The organism is Marinobacter pelagius (assembly GCF_003315345.1).
Classification (GTDB): domain Bacteria; phylum Pseudomonadota; class Gammaproteobacteria; order Pseudomonadales; family Oleiphilaceae; genus Marinobacter; species Marinobacter pelagius_A.
Genome location: NZ_QNRO01000009.1, coordinates 1 through 16,813 on the forward strand (window position 1 = coordinate 1; position 16,813 = coordinate 16,813).

The 16,813-nt window shown below is 58.5% G+C and carries 13 protein-coding genes; 5 read left to right on the forward strand and 8 right to left on the reverse strand.

Features of this window, described 5'->3' with window-relative positions; genetic code table 11:
- Positions 1 to 357: 357 nt before the first annotated feature.
- The 5 genes from mnmE to rpmH form a co-directional block, all read right to left on the reverse strand.
- Positions 358 to 1,728, reverse strand: coding sequence for a tRNA uridine-5-carboxymethylaminomethyl(34) synthesis GTPase MnmE (gene mnmE, locus DET50_RS09535; RefSeq protein ID WP_113862633.1), 1,371 nt, complete (start codon positions 1,726 to 1,728; stop codon positions 358 to 360).
- 69 nt (positions 1,729 to 1,797) lie between these two features.
- Complete coding sequence (gene yidC / locus DET50_RS09540) at positions 1,798 to 3,513, reverse strand: membrane protein insertase YidC (protein ID WP_113862634.1); 1,716 nt, start codon at positions 3,511 to 3,513, stop codon at positions 1,798 to 1,800.
- 4 nt (positions 3,514 to 3,517) lie between these two features.
- Positions 3,518 to 3,766 (reverse strand): membrane protein insertion efficiency factor YidD, encoded by a 249-nt coding sequence (yidD, locus tag DET50_RS09545; RefSeq protein WP_113862635.1) that lies wholly within the window; start codon positions 3,764 to 3,766, stop codon positions 3,518 to 3,520.
- Entirely contained in the window at positions 3,766 to 4,173 is a 408-nt protein-coding gene (gene rnpA, locus DET50_RS09550) for a ribonuclease P protein component (RefSeq protein WP_113862636.1), read from the reverse strand. The genes yidD and rnpA overlap by 1 nt, the downstream gene beginning before the upstream one ends.
- Positions 4,174 to 4,187: 14 nt before the next feature.
- Positions 4,188 to 4,322 carry a 50S ribosomal protein L34 gene (gene rpmH, locus DET50_RS09555; RefSeq protein WP_008940054.1) on the reverse strand — a complete coding sequence of 45 codons (135 nt, stop codon included), beginning with the start codon at positions 4,320 to 4,322 and terminating at the stop codon, positions 4,188 to 4,190.
- Between the two features lie 647 nt (positions 4,323 to 4,969).
- Between rpmH and dnaA the strand changes: the two genes are divergently transcribed.
- The 5 genes from dnaA (at position 4,970) to gyrB (ending at position 12,615) form a co-directional block, all read left to right on the forward strand.
- Positions 4,970 to 6,424 (forward strand): chromosomal replication initiator protein DnaA, encoded by a 1,455-nt coding sequence (dnaA, locus tag DET50_RS09560; protein WP_113862637.1) that lies wholly within the window; start codon positions 4,970 to 4,972, stop codon positions 6,422 to 6,424.
- 55 nt (positions 6,425 to 6,479) lie between these two features.
- Complete coding sequence (dnaN, locus tag DET50_RS09565) at positions 6,480 to 7,583, forward strand: DNA polymerase III subunit beta (RefSeq protein WP_113862638.1); 1,104 nt, start codon at positions 6,480 to 6,482, stop codon at positions 7,581 to 7,583.
- 28 nt (positions 7,584 to 7,611) lie between these two features.
- A complete protein-coding gene (locus DET50_RS09570; RefSeq protein ID WP_113862639.1) occupies positions 7,612 to 8,883 on the forward strand; it encodes an ABC1 kinase family protein in 1,272 nt (423 codons plus the stop codon).
- Between the two features lie 108 nt (positions 8,884 to 8,991).
- Positions 8,992 to 10,119 (forward strand): DNA replication/repair protein RecF, encoded by a 1,128-nt coding sequence (gene recF / locus DET50_RS09575; protein ID WP_113862640.1) that lies wholly within the window; start codon positions 8,992 to 8,994, stop codon positions 10,117 to 10,119.
- Positions 10,120 to 10,200: 81 nt separating this feature from the next.
- Complete coding sequence (gene gyrB / locus DET50_RS09580) at positions 10,201 to 12,615, forward strand: DNA topoisomerase (ATP-hydrolyzing) subunit B (protein WP_113862641.1); 2,415 nt, start codon at positions 10,201 to 10,203, stop codon at positions 12,613 to 12,615.
- A 93-nt stretch (positions 12,616 to 12,708) separates the two neighbouring features.
- Here gyrB and DET50_RS09585 read toward each other — a convergent pair whose 3' ends face one another.
- The 3 genes from DET50_RS09585 to DET50_RS09595 form a co-directional block, all read right to left on the reverse strand.
- Positions 12,709 to 13,479 carry a VC0807 family protein gene (locus DET50_RS09585; RefSeq protein ID WP_113862642.1) on the reverse strand — a complete coding sequence of 257 codons (771 nt, stop codon included), beginning with the start codon at positions 13,477 to 13,479 and terminating at the stop codon, positions 12,709 to 12,711.
- Positions 13,480 to 13,614: 135 nt separating this feature from the next.
- Entirely contained in the window at positions 13,615 to 14,892 is a 1,278-nt protein-coding gene (gabT, locus tag DET50_RS09590) for a 4-aminobutyrate--2-oxoglutarate transaminase (RefSeq protein ID WP_113862643.1), read from the reverse strand.
- 83 nt (positions 14,893 to 14,975) lie between these two features.
- On the reverse strand, positions 14,976 to 16,709 hold the full coding sequence (locus DET50_RS09595; RefSeq protein ID WP_113862745.1) for an ABC transporter transmembrane domain-containing protein: 1,734 nt from the start codon (positions 16,707 to 16,709) through the stop codon (positions 14,976 to 14,978).
- Between the last annotated feature and the right edge of the window lie 104 nt (positions 16,710 to 16,813).

A 16,813-nucleotide genomic window follows, 5' to 3' on the forward strand; every position in this document is an offset into this window, starting at 1 on the left:
GAACTCAACTACGGAGTCGATCTATCAACCATCTGAGGGTGGTATCAGATTGATGGGGTGAAGGTGCCCCATCAACCATTAAATCCGTATACCCTCCTTTCCTAAATCGCATGGTGCAGAGTGATTCCCTCAGTGGTGTAGTTGGATACATCCCCACTGGCTGAGAGCCAACTATCCGAATCTGCGTATCTACAGCATAGTAGAGGACGTCTGTTAAGGTATTGAGTCAAAGCAATTCTTTGATCAGCGAGTCTCCGCCTGTGAAAGCCAGAGAGAGGAACTGCCGGAAAGGTCATGTCTGGCTATGCGCGTGAGCGATACATCGAAGATTGCTGTGGATAACCCTTTTTTACCACTTCACTTCCCGATGCAGAAGCTGCTGAATATCTTGCCCAGAAGTTCATCCGGGGTCAGGTGCCCGGTGATTTCCCCCAGGGCATCCTGGGCCGCGCGCAGGTCTTCGGCCAGCAGTTCGCCGGCGCCGTAACCTTCCAGCTGGGTCTGGCCCTGCAGCAGCGAATCCCTGGCCCGCTCCAGGGCATCCAGGTGCCGGCGGCGGGCCAGGAAGCCACCCTCGGTGGTGGTAACGAAGCCCATGCACTGCTTCAGATGATCCCGCAATACCTCAAGCCCTTCGGCGGACTTGGCAGCCAGCCGAATGACCGGCGCCGCCTGGTGGGGTTCGGCGGTAATGCCCACCGTTTCCCCGGACAGGTCCACCTTGTTACGGATCACCGTCACCGGCGCATTAGCGGGCAACCGATCGATGAAGTCCGGCCAGATTTCGTGGGGTTCGGTCTTGTCGGTGGTGGTGGCATCCACCATCAGCAGGATCCGGTCGGCCTGGCGGATCTCATCCCAGGCCCGGGCAATGCCGATCTGTTCCACCTCGTCGGGGCTGTCCCGCAAACCGGCGGTATCGATGATATGCAGGGGCATGCCGTCGATGTGGATATGTTCCCGGAGCACGTCCCGGGTGGTGCCTTCGATGGCGGTCACAATGGCGGCTTCCCGGCCCGCCAGGGCGTTGAGCAGGCTGGACTTGCCGGCATTGGGGCGGCCGCCAATGACCACTTTCATGCCGTCGCGCAGAATGGTGCCCTGCTGAGCCTCGGCCAGGATGGTGTGGACCCTTTCGATCAGGGCATTCAGGTCGGTGGCTACCTTGCCGTCGGCCAGGAAGTCGATTTCCTCCTCGGGAAAGTCGATGGCGGCCTCGACATAGATCCGTAAGTGAGTAACCGCTTCCACCAGATCGTCGATCCGGCGGGAGAAGACGCCCTGCATGGAGCGCACTGCACAGCGAGCCGCCTGCTCCGAGCTGCTCTCGATCAGGTCGGCAATGGCCTCAGCCTGGGCCAGATCGAGCTTGTCGTTCAGGAATGCCCGTTCGGAGAATTCACCCGGTCGTGCCAGGCGGGCACCGAGGCCGCAGACTTCCCGGAGCAACAGATCCAGGATGACGGTACCACCGTGGCCCTGGAGCTCGAATACATCCTCACCGGTGAAGGAGTGGGGGTTGGGAAAAAACAACCCGATGCCCTCGTCGATGAGCTGGCCGGAGTTATCCACAAAGGGACCGTAATGGGCGTACCGGGGTTTGGGTTCGAATCCCAGCATACGGTGGGCGATGTCCCGGGCTTTTGGACCGGAGACCCGGACAATGCCGACGCCGGCCTGGCCCGGCGCGGTGGCTATGGCGGCAATGGTGTCTGTGCTCTGCTGCATGGAAATTCCCCGGCTGAAATAACAGAGGCTCCATGAAGGAGCCTCTGTCGGGTCAGGTCAGCACTCTGGTCAGTGCTTCTTGCCTGCCACTTCCGCTTCGATCTTGCGGGTAATGTACCACTGCTGGGCAATGGACAGAATGTTGTTCACCAGCCAGTACAGTACCAGGCCTGCCGGGAACCAGAGGAAGAACACCGTGAACACCAAAGGCATGAGCTTCATGATCTTCGCCTGCATGGGGTCCGGCGGAGTCGGATTCAGGTGCATCTGCAGGAACATGCTGGCGCCCATCAGGATCGGCAGGATGAAGTACGGATCCATCTGCGACAGGTCATTGATCCACAGGAAGAACGGAGCGTGACGCAGCTGCACGCTTTCGAACAGAACCCAGTACAGGGAAATGAACACCGGCATCTGCACCAGGATCGGCAGACAGCCACCGAGCGGGTTGATCTTCTCCCGCTTGTACAGGGCCATCATTTCCTGGGACATACGCTGGCGATCGTCGCCGTAGAGTTCCTTGAGCCGGGTCAGCTGCGGGGCCACCGCGCGCATCTTGGCCATCGACTTGTAACTGGTGGCGGACAGGTGGAAGAACACCGCCTTCACCAGCACTGTCAGGAGAATGATGGACACACCCCAATTGCCGACGAGGGCATGGAACCACTTCAGGATGTAGAACAGTGGCAAGGAGATGAAGAACAACCAGCCAAAGTCGACCGTGCGGTCCAGGTTCGGTGCAATGGTTTCAAGCCGGTCGAGAATTTTTGGTCCGACATAGGCCTTGGCGCCGACTTCTGCTGTTTCTCCCGGAGCCACGGTGGTGGCCGGATAGACAAAGCCCATCACGTGCAGCGGACCACGCTGGGTGGTCTGGAACTGGGCCGGTACATCCCGTTCGGGAATCCAGGCGCTCAGGAAGTAATGCTGCAGGAACGCCAGCCAGCCGTTGGTAACCTGCTGGTTGACACGGTTTTCCTTGAGGTCGTCAAAGTCGAACTTTTCGTAGGGGTCTTCCGGTGAACTCATCACCATGCCCAGGTAGGCACGGATACCCATACTGGCCTGGCTGGTGGGATCAGGTGCCTGGTCACGGACGATCTTGCCGGTGAAGTTGGCCTGCCAGGGCTGTCCGGAATTGTTCTCCACCAGGTAACGAATACCGATTTCATAGCTGTCACGCTCGAACTGGTAGCGCTTGATGATCTTGACCCCGGTATCGGTGGTGTAGGTCAGATCGACGGTCAACTGGTCCTGACCTTCCTGGAGCTGATAGTGATCAGCCGTGGTCTGGTACACGGGAGCGGTGCCGTTTTTCTGGCTGTCCGGGCCGTCACGACCAATCAGCCCGCTTTCCAGCACGTAGGTGCGGGTTTCGGTGTTGGTGAGCAGTGTGAGCGGTTCCTCACTGTTCAGCGTCTTGTCGTAATTGAGGAGTGAGCTGTGGACAAGGTTACCGCTGACCCGATCGATGGTCAGATCGTAAACATCAGTCCGGATGGTGACGAACTGGTTATCAACGCTGGTGGCTTCTGCGCTTGCCGAGATTGTCGTCTGGCCGGATTCGGGTGTGGAAAACTCTTCACTGCCGTCCGAGGTCGCGGTGCCCTGTTCCGGAAGCACCATGCCGTCATCACCATTGCTACCGTTGCCATTGGATGTACTGGCAACCTGAGCAGTTTCAGTCGGTTGCGGTTGCTGGTGATAATCCTCGTTCCAGGCCAGCACCATCAGATAACTGACAATCGCCAGGCCGGCAAACAAAACAATGCGTTGAATATCCATAGGATTACTGTCTGGTCTGGGTGGTTTGAGGGGAATGGTCAGTACCTGGAACAGGATCGTAGCCGCCTTCACTCCAGGGGTGACATCTGCCTAAACGCCGGATTGCCAGCACCGAACCTTTGGCAGCACCGTGCAGGGTAATGGCTTCAACCGCGTATTGCGAGCACGTGGGATAGTGGCGGCAGTGACTCGCCATCAGAGGACTGATTGCGTATTGATAGAAGCGAATGGGCAGAAGCAAGAGCTTGCGCATTACCCCGTTCCTCTACCGGCAGGCCTGGATTCAGCTGCACGGGATGGCGATGACTGATGGTATTTTTTCTTGAGCCGGCGCCAGAGGTCGTTCAGGGAGTCCCGGATGGTCTGGTTATCCAGGTTGGCCAGGCCCTGACGCCCAAGGATCACAATATCTACGCCGGGCAGGTCATTCCGGAGCCTGAACGTCTCCCTGACCTGGCGTTTTACCCGGTTTCTCTGGACGGCCAGCTTGAGGTTCTTTTTGGAAAAAACCAGACCGACCCTGGCATGACCGAGATCATTCGGTGTAGCCAGGATCAGGAAATTTCGGTGCGGAACCTTCAGCTGTACGTCATCGAAGACTTTGCTGTAATCCGCGGGCCGCAGTAGCCGGGCGGACTTTGGAAAACCCAAAGCCTTCATCAGTCGATCAGGTCTTACGCTGACAGGCGCGCGCGACCTTTGGCACGGCGACGGGACAGAACCTTGCGACCATTGGCAGTGGCCATACGGGCACGGAAACCGTGGACGCGCTTACGCTTCAGGACGCTTGGTTGAAACGTTCTTTTCATGGTGACGATCTCACATTTCGTAAGTTTGAAATTCAGTAACTGGCTGGAAAATGTACAGCCAAAACAGGAGCGGCATTCTATGCAAATACCGGTGAGAATTCAATGATTATTGTGTCAGGGACAATACGGGGCCTGTGGGTGCGATAGTGGGGCGATCAGATAACAGAATCAGTAAGTCTTTTATGAATTCTTTTAAGGATTATTTATTACTGTTATTAGGGATCATGATTTCTGTGGAAAAGCCGTATTTTCGTATCAAATTCAATTCCTTCTGTCGTTGACAAGGGTATTGACAAGGTGGCGTGAGCCCTGTGGAGGAAGCAGTGACGAAATGTGGGAAAGTCAACTTTGTCCAAAACGTGCGAGTTATCCCCTGATCGGTCCCGCGCTTTCGCACAGGGTTGCACGCAGGGTGTACACACAGGGCTGTGGGTAACTTTTTTGTAGGAGCTTTACTGTACACAAGCCTGTAGGTAAGTCTCTAAGAATCTGTTTTTGATAATTTTAAATTTCCACAGGCTGTTTATGAGTTCAGTTTTACACTTTTACTGCCAGGTCGCTCGGGTTAGAATCCGTGATCGCCTCTTTACTACCGGAAGCAGTCATTCCGGAGAGAAGAATTTCTGGGTTATCGGGAGCAGACGGTCGTGCCGAACAGTATCTGGCATCAATGTCTTGAAGTACTCCGGGACGAGTTTCCCGCACAACAGTTCAATACCTGGTTGAGACCGCTACAGTCTGATCACAGGGAAGGTCAGCTGGTGCTGTTTGCTCCCAACCGGTTTGTCATGGACTGGGTCAACGAAAAATATCTTCGCCGTATAGAGGAAGTCCTCAAGGATCTGAACGGAGGCCAGGCGCCCCGGGTCAACATGAAGGTGGGGTCGGCTCCTCGAGAGCAGGCACCGGTAAACCGCGCTTCCGACAAACCGGCGGTCAATGGACGGCTGCAGGAAGAAACCGGCAATCAGGTCACGGAAGAGGAAAAGGGTGTCGCTGCGACCGTGGCGGGGCCGGTGAGTGTAAAGCCGAAAACCGACAATGATCGCCGGGAAGTGCAGGTTGAAGGTGACATCAAGCACCAGAGCTTTCTCAACGAGGGCTTCACATTCGAGACCTTCGTGGAAGGCAAATCGAACCAGCTGGCTCGGGCCGCTTCCATGCAGGTCGCCGAAAATCCCGGTGGCGCCTATAACCCGCTCTTTCTGTATGGCGGCGTAGGCCTGGGTAAGACCCACCTGATGCACGCCATCGGTAACGAGATCGTCCGGCGGAATCCCCGGGCCAAGGTGGCCTACCTGCGGTCCGAACGTTTCGTGGCAGATATGGTCAAGGCGTTGCAGCTCAATGCCATCAACGAGTTCAAGCGTTATTACCGGTCGGTGGATGCCCTGCTGATCGACGATATCCAGTTCTTCGCCCGCAAGGAGCGTTCCCAGGAAGAGTTTTTCCACACCTTCAATGCCCTGCTTGAGGGCGGGCAGCAGGTGATCGTGACCTGTGATCGCTTCCCGAAAGAAATCTCCGACATGGAAGAGCGGTTGAAGTCCCGTTTTGGCTGGGGTCTGACCGTGATGGTGGAGCCGCCGGAGCTGGAAACCCGGGTGGCGATCCTGATGAAAAAGGCGGAACAGGCCAACGTCAAGCTCAGTAGCGAAGCGGCCTTTTTTATTGCCCAGAAGATTCGTTCTAACGTGCGAGAGCTCGAAGGGGCGCTGCGTCTGGTGATAGCGAATGCTCACTTCACGGGCTCGGAGATTACTCCGCCGTTTATTCGTGAGAGCCTGAAGGACCTGCTGGCCCTGCATGAAAAGCAGGTCAGTATCGACAATATCCAGCGCACCGTGGCCGAGTACTACAAGATCAAGGTGGCGGACCTGCTGTCCAAGCGCCGGACCCGGACCGTGACCCGGCCCCGGCAGGTTGCCATGTCCCTGGCCAAGGAGCTGACCAACCACAGTCTGCCGGAAATCGGTGATGCGTTTGGCGGTCGGGACCATACGACGGTGCTGCACGCGTGCAAGAAGATCCTGGAACTGCAGGATACAGATCCGGGTATCCGTGAGGATTATCAGAACTTTATGAGATTGCTGACCACCTGATGCCGGGCGTTAGCGACAACATTCACCCTTCCAACACCAAAGAAAGCTGAGTGCCATGAAACTGACGATCAGCCGTGAATCCCTGCTCACCCCGCTGCAAAGCATTGCCGGCGTGGTGGAGAAGAAACAGACAATGCCCGTGCTCTCCAACGTACTGCTGGTGGCCGAGGACAATACACTGACCCTGACCGGGACCAATATGGAGGTTGAACTGGTGGGCCGGGTGACTCCGGTGCATGTGGACCAGTCTGGCCGGATCACGGTGCCCGCCCGGAAACTGTCCGACATCTGTCGCGCCCTGGGTGACGAGTCACCGATCGAGTTGGCCCTGGAGGGAGATCGCCTGCATCTGCGCTCCGGCAACAGTCATTTCACCCTGTCCACGTTGCCGGCGGAGCATTTCCCCAACGTGGAGGATGAGGACGAGAGCTTCCGGCTGGAACTTCCCCAGAAGGAACTCGGCCGGATGCTGGATGCCACCGCCTTTGCCATGGCGCAGCAGGATGTCCGGTATTACCTGAACGGCCTGTTACTGGAAGTGTCGGCGGAGCACGTGCGCACGGTCGCCACCGATGGTCACCGGCTGGCGATGGCCCATGTGGATATGCAAACCGGCTGCCCGGAGTTGCGCCAGGTGATCGTGCCGAGAAAGGGTGTGCTGGAACTGGCCCGTCTGCTGGATGACGTGGAAACGCCGGTGACCCTGGTGATAGGGGATAACCACCTGCGTGCAACGGTCGGTGCCTATACCTTCACCTCCAAGCTGATCGAGGGCAAATTCCCGGATTACAACCGGGTTATCCCCAGGGGCGGTGACAAGGTCGTTCTGGCGGACCGGTCCACTTTGAAGAATACGCTGCAGCGGGCAGGTATTCTTTCCCACGAAAACATCCGGGGCGTCCGGCTGAACCTGGGGCCGAACCAGCTCCAGGTGTTTGCCAACAACCCGGACCAGGAACAGGCCGAAGACGCGCTGCCGGTGGAGTACCAGGGCGAATCACTCCAGATCGGCTTTAATGTAGGCTACCTGGTGGATGTGATGAATGCGCTGGATGACGATCAGGTGAAAATCACCCTGTCCAATCCGAACAGCAGTGCATTGATCGAATCGGAAAGCGACAACCGGTGCCTGTACGTGGTCATGCCGATGCGGCTGTAACCGGGGTGCCGGGTAAGGGAGACACACCATGGGTACCGTGACGAACGGAATCAAAGGCGCATTCAGGATTGGCCAGACCCTGTCGGTGCTTGGCCGCACCGGGGTCAGCTGGGTTCGGGGGGAGCGGCCCCCTGCCCCGCGTCTGCTTCGGCAGACGTTTGAATCGTTGGGTGCCACTTACATCAAGCTGGGCCAGTTCATTGCCAGTTCGCCGACGTTCTTTCCCAAGGAATACGTCGAGGAATTCCAGTACTGCCTGGACAAGACGCCGAGTCTTCCATTCGGGGTGATCAAGAAAATCATCCGTGAGGAACTGGGCCGCCCGATCGAGGAGGTCTTCTCCGAGATTGATCCTGTAGCGCTGGCATCGGCTTCCATTGCCCAGGTTCATGCTGCCCGTCTGGTTACCGGCGAAGATGTGGTGATCAAGGTCCAGAAGCCGGGTGTGGAAAACATCCTGCTCACCGACCTTAACTTCCTCTACCTGTCGGCGCGGATCATCGAGACCCTGGCACCGAAACTGTCCTGGACCTCGATGTCCGGCATTGTGGAAGAAATCCAGCGGACCATGATGGAGGAATGCGACTTCATCAAGGAAGCGAACAACCTGAAGGTGTTCCGAAACTTCTTGCACGATACCCATAATGAAGAGGCAACCTGCCCTCTGGTGTATGAAGATTGCAGTACCCGCCGGATCCTGACCATGGAGCGGTTCTACGGCGTGCCCCTGACCGATCTGGAAAGTATTCGCGGTTATGCACGGGATCCGGAGCACACGCTGATCACCGCCATGAATACCTGGTTTGCCAGCCTGACCCAGTGCGAGTTCTTCCACGCGGACGTTCACGCCGGTAATCTCATGGTGCTGCGGGATGGCCGGGTCGGTTTCATTGATTTCGGGATCGTGGGCCGGATCAAGCCGGACACCTGGCAGGCAGTGAGCGATTTCATCTCGGCGATCATGGTTGGCAACTTTGATGGCATGGCCTCGGCCATGATCCGGATCGGGGTGACTCATCAGACCGTGAAGGTGTCGGATCTGGCAGCGGATCTGCGCCGGCTGTACCAGCAAATGGACAAGATGGTGCCTGACCATGTGCCCTACGAAGCGGATCAGGCCGAAGACGATGTGAACAACATCCTGATGGATATGGTGAAGATCGGTGAGAGCCACGGGCTGCATTTCCCCAGGGAATTTGCCCTGTTGCTGAAGCAGTTCCTGTACTTCGACCGGTATGTTCACATCCTGGCGCCGGAAATGGATGTGTTCATGGATGAACGATTGAACATGTTGCACTGAGCCGGTCGCCATCCCCGGTCAGCTTTTGTACACTAAGGCGGCGCACGGATAATCCGGCGCTGCCTTTTTAATGGCCCAGTTTCGTCCCTCCGGAAAGCCAACCCTTCTATGGCCCTTCTCAGACTCCAGACCGAGCATTTCCGCAATCTGGCGCCGGATCCGGTGTCTTTCTCGCCGTCGTTCAATCTTCTCTATGGTGCCAACGGTAGTGGCAAAACCAGCGTGCTGGAAGCGATCGGCTATCTGGGACTTGGCCGCTCGTTCCGGGTGAGTCGTCACCAGGCAGTGGTTTCCCATGGTCAAAGCCGCTTTACGGTGTTCGGCGGTCTGGACCGGGGCGCGGACGAATTTGTATCCGGTGATGAGGGTAGGCTTGCGCACCGGTTGGGGATTGCCCGGGATGTGAATGCGAAAGAGACGTCGCTCCGGGTCGATGGCGAAAACGTGCGGAGTCTTTCCTCGATGGCGAAGCATCTCCCGGTATCGGTGATTGACCCGGGTGTTTTTGACATTGTGGCGGGGGGCCCCGGAAAACGGCGGCAGTTTCTGGACTGGTTGGTGTTCCACGTGGAACCTTCCTTTGCGTCGGTGTGGCAGCAATGTCAGAGAGTTACATCACAGCGGAATCAGACGCTCAGAAATGGTAGAATGGATGAATCCTTGCTGCGGGTCTGGGATAGCCAGTACGCAGCCCTCAGCGAGCGCCTGAGCGACTCGAGGCAGTCCACCTTCGACCGGTTCAAGGAAGCCTTCGAACTGCTGGTTGAGCAGGTGGACGTGCCCTGGACTCAGGGCTTGAAGATGGAGTTTTTTCCGGGTTGGGACCGGGCGCACGTGCTCACGGAGATTCTGAGGAATCATCGGGAACAGGAACTGAAGATGGGCCACACGCTGTATGGACCCAATCGCGCAGACATCCGCCTCAAGTTTCAGGGGCGGCCGGTTGCCGAAACGTTTTCCCGGGGCCAGCAGAAAACCCTGGTTATTTTAATGAAGATTGCCCAAGGGATGGTGTTGAGCGACATGGGCCGGCAGGTTACGTTTCTGCTCGATGACATCAATGCGGAACTGGACGTTGGTCATCGGGCCATGCTGGCTCGAAAACTCCGGGCTCTTGGGAGTCAGGTATTTATTACATCGATTGAACATCCGGATCCCGAGTCCCTTTGGGGCACTGCCGACACCCCGGATTACAGAATGTTCCACGTGGAACATGGCAAATTGACGGAAGAATAAAACCGGCGATGCCAAACCTGATGATGAAGCCCACGAGGGCCCTCAGGCTAGCACCGGTCATCACCCTTCAGGAGTCACCTAATGAGTGAATCGAACTACAATTCCTCCAGTATCAAAGTCTTGAAAGGACTGGATGCGGTGCGAAAGCGGCCCGGCATGTACATCGGTGACACCGATGATGGCACCGGCCTGCACCACATGGTCTTTGAGTTGGTGGACAACTCCATCGATGAGGCTCTGGCAGGTTACTGCTCCGAAATCGGGGTGATCATTCACCCGGACGAGTCAGTCACCGTCAAGGATAACGGCCGTGGTATCCCGACCGACCTCCATGAGGAGGAAGGGGTGTCCGCCGCCGAGGTGATCATGACCGTTCTGCACGCGGGTGGTAAGTTCGATGACAACAGCTACAAGGTGTCGGGTGGCCTGCACGGCGTAGGCGTATCCGTCGTTAACGCGCTCTCCTCTAACCTGACCCTGACCATCCGCCGGGACGGCAAAGTCTATGAGCAGACCTACACCCACGGTGTGCCGAAAGCCCCATTATCAGTGGTTGGAGATACCGATGCCTCCGGTACGAAGGTCCATTTCATTCCCTCTCCGGAAACCTTTTCGAGCATCCAGTTCCACTACGACATCCTGGCCAAGCGCCTGCGGGAACTCGCCTTCCTGAACAGTGGCGTACGGATTCGGTTGACGGACGAGCGATCTGGCAAGGAAGAAGTCTTTGAATATGAAGGCGGTCTGCGTGCCTTCGTTGAGCACCTGAATTCCACCAAGACCCCCATCAATCGGGTATTCCATTTCAACCGGGAACGTGAGGACGGTATCGCCGTCGAAGTAGCGATGCAGTGGAATGACGCCTTCCAGGAAAACCTCTACTGCTTCACCAACAACATCCCCCAGCGGGATGGTGGTACCCACCTGGCCGGCTTCCGCGCCGCCCTGACCCGCTCACTGAATAACTACATCGAGCATGAAGGCCTGGGCAAGAAGGCCAAGGTGGCGACCTCCGGTGACGATGCCCGGGAAGGTCTGACGGCGATCATTTCGGTGAAGGTTCCGGACCCGAAGTTCTCCTCCCAGACCAAGGACAAGCTGGTGTCTTCGGAAGTGAAAACCGCGGTCGAGCAGGAACTGTACCAGAGTTTCAGTGATTTCCTGCAGGAGCAGCCGAACGAGGCCAAGCTGATCGTCAACAAGATGATCGAGGCGGCCCGTGCCCGGGAAGCGGCCCGTAAGGCCAGGGACATGACCCGGCGCAAGGGCGCCCTGGACATTGCCGGCCTGCCTGGCAAGCTGGCCGACTGCCAGGAAAAAGATCCCGCCCTGTCCGAACTGTTCATTGTGGAGGGTGACTCCGCGGGTGGCAGTGCCAAGCAGGGCCGTGACCGCAAGACCCAGGCGATCCTGCCTCTCAAGGGTAAGATCCTGAACGTGGAAAAAGCACGGTTCGACAAGATGCTGTCCTCCGCGGAAGTAGGCACCCTGATTACCGCCCTCGGTTGTGGTATCGGCCGCGAGGAGTTCAATCCGGACAAGCTCCGATACCACTCCATCATCATCATGACCGATGCCGACGTGGACGGTTCCCATATCCGGACCCTCCTGCTGACCTTCCTGTTCCGGCAGATGCGCGAAATCATCGAGCGTGGCCACGTCTTTATCGCCATGCCACCCCTGTACAAGGTCAAGCGCGGCAAACAGGAACAGTACCTGAAGGACGAGAAGGCCAAGGAAGCTTACCTGACCCAGACTGCACTTGAGGGTGCTCAGCTGTTCGTGAACCCCGATGCGCCGGCCATCAAGGACTCGGCCCTGGAGACCATGGTCAAGGATTACCAGGCGGTGATGGCGATGATTGATCGTCTGTCCCGCGCCTATCCCGCCAAGGTTCTGGAGCAGATGCTGCATAACGTCACGCTCAAGATGGACGACCTGAAGGACGAAGAGGCCGTGGCCCGCTGGGTGGGGCGCCTGGGCGAGGGTCTGAACCTGGATACCCGCACCGGTACCAAGTACACCTTCTCGGTTACCCGGGACGAAGAGCGCGGGCTGTTCCTGCCCAAGGTCACGATCTACGTGCACGGTATTCCCCATGAGCACGTGTTCAGTCACGATTTCTTCGAGTCCTCGTCCTATGCTGCCATTGCGCGCATGGGCGAAACCCTGGAGGGACTGATCGAGGAAGGCGCCTATATCCAGCGTGGCGAGCGCAAGCAGGCGGTGCTGTCGTTCGAAGGTGCCCTGGCCTGGCTGATGAAGGAGGCTCAGCGGGGCCTCAATATCCAGCGCTACAAGGGGCTGGGTGAGATGAACCCGGAGCAGCTGTGGGAAACCACCATGGATCCGGAAACCCGCCGGATGATGAAAGTCACCATCGAGGACGCCATCGCGGCCGACCAGATCTTCACCACCCTGATGGGGGATGATGTGGAGCCGCGTCGTAACTTCATCCAGACCAACGCCCTGGAAGTGACCAACCTGGACGTGTAAGTGCCCTTTAAAAGGCATAAAAAAGGCGGGAAGTGAGAGCTTCCCGCCTTTTTGTTTTAAAGAATTTGTCTTTATTTCCTGAAGCTTTAAAGCCTACTTCCCGGAGGTCTGTTCTCTGGACCTGGCCTTTTCTTTCTCACGCTCTTTCTCCAGCAGGTGCGGCGCCATCACCTCTTCCAGGGTGTACCCGGTCAGTCGGCGGATGGTCCGCCACAGGTACCAGAAGATCAGCATCATCATGACCATGGAAGGAATTGCGATCATCGGATAGCTCACCAGGGTCATGCGGCCGAGCTCCTCGTTGAAGGCCTGGGTGCCGGAGGGACTGGTGACGATCCATTTAGCCAGCACGTAGTTCATGATCGAGGAAAACAGGAAGGTGCCGGCGAAGAAGTAACTGGCTTTCAGCAGCCGGCCCTCGAATTCGCTCTCCTTGCCCTCACGTACCAGACGTTCCTGGATCTTGTCCACATCCAGCACGGTCGGGTTGTAAAGAAGGGTGCGGACCAGCGGATACCGGGTTCGGGTCGACACCAGCACGGCCAGCCCGATGATCGCCGGTACCGCCGCCTCCTTAATGGCCAGCCACTGGGAATTGAGCTCGAGCAGACCGATGCCGCCGGTGAGGCCGACACTAATCAGGCCCAGCAGGGCAATGAAGTTTTTCTTGTGATACCGCACCAGCTCGAACAAACCCCAGCCCAGAGGGAATGCCAGGCCGATAATCAGAGCGTTCACGCTGCCGAGGTGTTCGTCCCCGCTGAACTTCATCAGGATGACCGATGGGATGATGATGCTGACGAGCAGATCAACCCAGGGACGGGGCTTGTGATCGGGAACGGATCGGGGAGTGTCCGGAGTCATTGAATTACCTGGTTGGACAGCCTGCACACACAGGCCGGGTGAATAATCGTGTTCAGGCAGTATACGATGAATCAGGGGGTATTCGAAGGGAGTTGGCCGGGCCACAGAGGCCCGGCCGGCAAATGCCTTTGACGATCAGGCGCCTGCCTCTTTCAGGCTCTCCTCGACAATCGCCAGGCCTTCCTCAAGGATCTTGTCCTCGATGGTGACCGGCATGAGGAAACGCAGGGTATTGCCATACATGCCACAGCTCAGCAGGATCAGGCCCTTCTCCTTGGCCTTCTTGGTGACTGCCGCAGCCAGTTCCGGCATTGGCTTGTGGGAATCCTTGCTTTCCACCAGCTCGATTGCCGCCATGGGACCGAGGTTGCGCACGTTATCCACATGCTCGAACTGCTCCTGCCACTGGGCAAACCGGGCTTTGAGTTTTTCACCCAGACGCTGGCTCTTGCCCAGGATGTCCTCTTCCTTGAATACATCGAACACCGCGAGGGCCGCCGCACACGCCGTCGGGCTGCCGGTGTAGGTACCGCCCAGGGAGTTCGGGCCGGAGGAATCCATGACCTTGTCGGTGCCGACAATCGCGGAGATCGGCATACCGTCTGCCATGGACTTGGCCATGGTCATGATGTCCGGCTCGACACCGCTGTGCTCGATGGCGAACATCTTGCCGGTCCGGCCAAAGCCGCTCTGGACCTCGTCAACGATCATCAGGATGTCGTTGTCGTCGCAGATCTTGCGGACCTTCTCCAGGAAGCTCTTAGGTGCCGGATAGAAACCGCCCTCACCCAGTACCGGTTCGAGCACAATTGCTGCGGTATTCCGGGCCGGGGAATCGGCCTTCATGGTCATGGCCAGGCCCCGCAGCGCCTCGTCCTCGGAGACACCGTGGTAGGGCACCGGATAAGGCGCGCGGTAGACCATACCCGGCATCGGACCAAAGTCGGTCTGGTAGGGCGCGGCCTTGCCGTTCATGGCCATGGTCATGAAGGTACGGCCATGGTAACCGCCGTCGAAACAGATGACGTTGGTCTTGCCGGTGGCAGCCCGGGCGATCTTCACGGCGTTCTCCAGAGCCTCGGCACCGGAGTTGGCGAGCATGACCTTGCCATGGCCGCGCACTGGCACCACTTCGCTCAACTTCTGCGCCAGCTTCACATAGCCCTCGTAGGGCATCACCGTCTGACAGGTGTGCATCAGCTTATCCAGCTGCGCTTTGACGGCTTCGACCACCTTGGGATGACGGTGGCCGATGTTCAGAACGCCGATACCTCCGGCGAAGTCGATCATGCGTTTGCCGTCGGCGTCCCACAGCTCGGCGTTGAGGGCGTGATCGGCAAACTGTTCATTGGGGCTTGCCGCGCCCGCTGCCACGTAACGTTCTTTCAGTGCCTGCAATTCTTGATTGCTCACTTTGCGATCCTCCTGTTCGGGAGTCAGTAGGTTTAACTACCAGTGTAAGGAGTACGGGCGCCGGCCACAAACCGACCACTGTCTCAGCTTTGCTGATCCCGGAACTGGAGACGGGCAAGACGCTGGTACAAGGGACTGGTTTCCATGAGTTTCTGGTGGTTGCCGATCGCCAGTAACCGGCCATCCTCCAGTACCGCAATCCGGTCGGCATCGCGCACCGTGGCCAGCCGGTGGGCGATCACCAGGGTGGTCCGGCCATGGGTCAGTGCCGGCATCGCCTGCTGGATAAGGTGTTCGCTCTCCGCATCCAGGGCGCTGGTGGCCTCGTCCAGCAACAGCACCGGAGCATCGGCCAGCAGCGCCCGGGCCAGGGCCAGACGCTGTTTCTGGCCGCCGGACAGGCCCAGGCCGTTGTCACCGAGCCGGGTGTCATAGCCTTCCGGCAACCTGTGGATAAATTCGTGAGCATGGGCCACGCGGGCTACCTGCTCTACTTCCGCCTGGCTGGCCTCCGGGCGGGCATAGCGGATGTTGTCGGCCACCGAACCGTTGAACAGCGCCGGGTTTTGCGGCACCAGGGCAAAGCAGCGACGCAGATCAGCAAGCTCCAGCGCGGAGCTGTCGATACCATCGATCCGGATGCTGCCTGCCTGTGGTGAATAGAAGTGCAGCAGCAGGTCGAACAGGGTGGATTTTCCGGCGCCCGAGGGGCCCACCAGGGCAAGGGTCTCGCCTGGCTCGATGGTCAGGCAAAGGTCTTCCAGCGCGGGTGTCTCGGGCCGGCTCGGGTAACAGAACCGAAGATGCTCAATCCCGATCCGGCCGCTTACCCGCTCGGGCAGTCTGGTCGTGGACTTGCCCCGCTCACCGAATTCCGGGCGGGTTTGCAGCAGTTCGAACAACCGGGCGGCGGAGCCGGCAGCCCGTTGCAGCTCGCCAATCACCTCGCTGATCGCCCCCGCGGCCACGCCCACCAACAGGCTGTAGAATACGAAGGCGGCCAGTTCCCCGGGGCTGATACGGCCCTCGATGACATCCAGGCCACCAATCCAGATCACGATACCCACGGCGCCCATCACCAGGGAAATCGCCAGGGTGGTCAGCCAGGCCCGCTGCCGGATCCGGGCCCGGGAGATGTCGAATGCCCGCTCCGACACCTCCCCGAAATAGCGGCGATCCTGGGGCTGGTGATTGAATGCCTGGAGTGTCTTGATCTGGGTGAGGCTCTCGCCTACGTAGCTACCGACATCGGCCACCCGGTCCTGACTCAGCCGGGACAGCTGCCGGACCCGGCGACCGAAGAACAGGATCGGCGCGATCACCAGCGGGAAGCCGAGCAGAATGATGCTGGCCAGTTTGGGGTTGGTCACGAACAGGAGAATCAGCCCGCCCACCAGCATCAGGGCGTTGCGCAGGGCGATGGATACCGTTGAGCCGATCACCGATTGCAGCACGGTGGTATCGGCGGTGAACCGGGACTGGATCTCCAGTGCGCGGTTCTGTTCGAAAAAGCCCGGGTGCAGGTCGATCAGGTGGTTGAATACCCGTTTACGGATATCCGCCACCACCCGCTCCCCGATCCAGGACACCAGGTAGAACCGGGCAAAAGAACCGAACGCCAGGCCCAGCACCAGCACAAAGAAAAGGCCGATGGCCCGGGCCAGGTTGGCCGGTGACTCGGTGGCCAGGCCCTGGTCCACCAGGATCCGCAGCCCCTGCCCCAGGCTCAGGGTGATGCCGGCGGTAATGACCAGGGCTACCAGGGCGCCGGCAACGGCATGCCGGTAGGGGCTGATGAACTCGCAGACCAGTTTCAGGGCTTTGCGGTGACGGGTGTTGATAGTCGGCCTCCGGATATCCACAGGAAGTGCTGTACACTTTGCTCGCTGTCCATCATACGGCTGAATCGATCATTTTGCCC

Excerpts from the sequence above, each read along its gene's own strand:
- mnmE (WP_113862633.1), bottom strand. The coding sequence starts at position 1,728 with ATGCAGCAGAGCACAGACACCATTGCCGCCATAGCCACCGCGCCGGGC.
- yidC (WP_113862634.1), bottom strand. The coding sequence starts at position 3,513 with ATGGATATTCAACGCATTGTTTTGTTTGCCGGCCTGGCGATTGTCAGT.
- yidD (WP_113862635.1), bottom strand. The coding sequence starts at position 3,766 with ATGCGCAAGCTCTTGCTTCTGCCCATTCGCTTCTATCAATACGCAATC.
- rnpA (WP_113862636.1), bottom strand. The coding sequence starts at position 4,173 with ATGAAGGCTTTGGGTTTTCCAAAGTCCGCCCGGCTACTGCGGCCCGCG.
- rpmH (WP_008940054.1), bottom strand. The coding sequence starts at position 4,322 with ATGAAAAGAACGTTTCAACCAAGCGTCCTGAAGCGTAAGCGCGTCCAC.
- dnaN (WP_113862638.1), top strand. The coding sequence starts at position 6,480 with ATGAAACTGACGATCAGCCGTGAATCCCTGCTCACCCCGCTGCAAAGC.
- DET50_RS09570 (WP_113862639.1), top strand. The coding sequence starts at position 7,612 with ATGGGTACCGTGACGAACGGAATCAAAGGCGCATTCAGGATTGGCCAG.
- recF (WP_113862640.1), top strand. The coding sequence starts at position 8,992 with ATGGCCCTTCTCAGACTCCAGACCGAGCATTTCCGCAATCTGGCGCCG.
- gyrB (WP_113862641.1), top strand. The coding sequence starts at position 10,201 with ATGAGTGAATCGAACTACAATTCCTCCAGTATCAAAGTCTTGAAAGGA.
- DET50_RS09585 (WP_113862642.1), bottom strand. The coding sequence starts at position 13,479 with ATGACTCCGGACACTCCCCGATCCGTTCCCGATCACAAGCCCCGTCCC.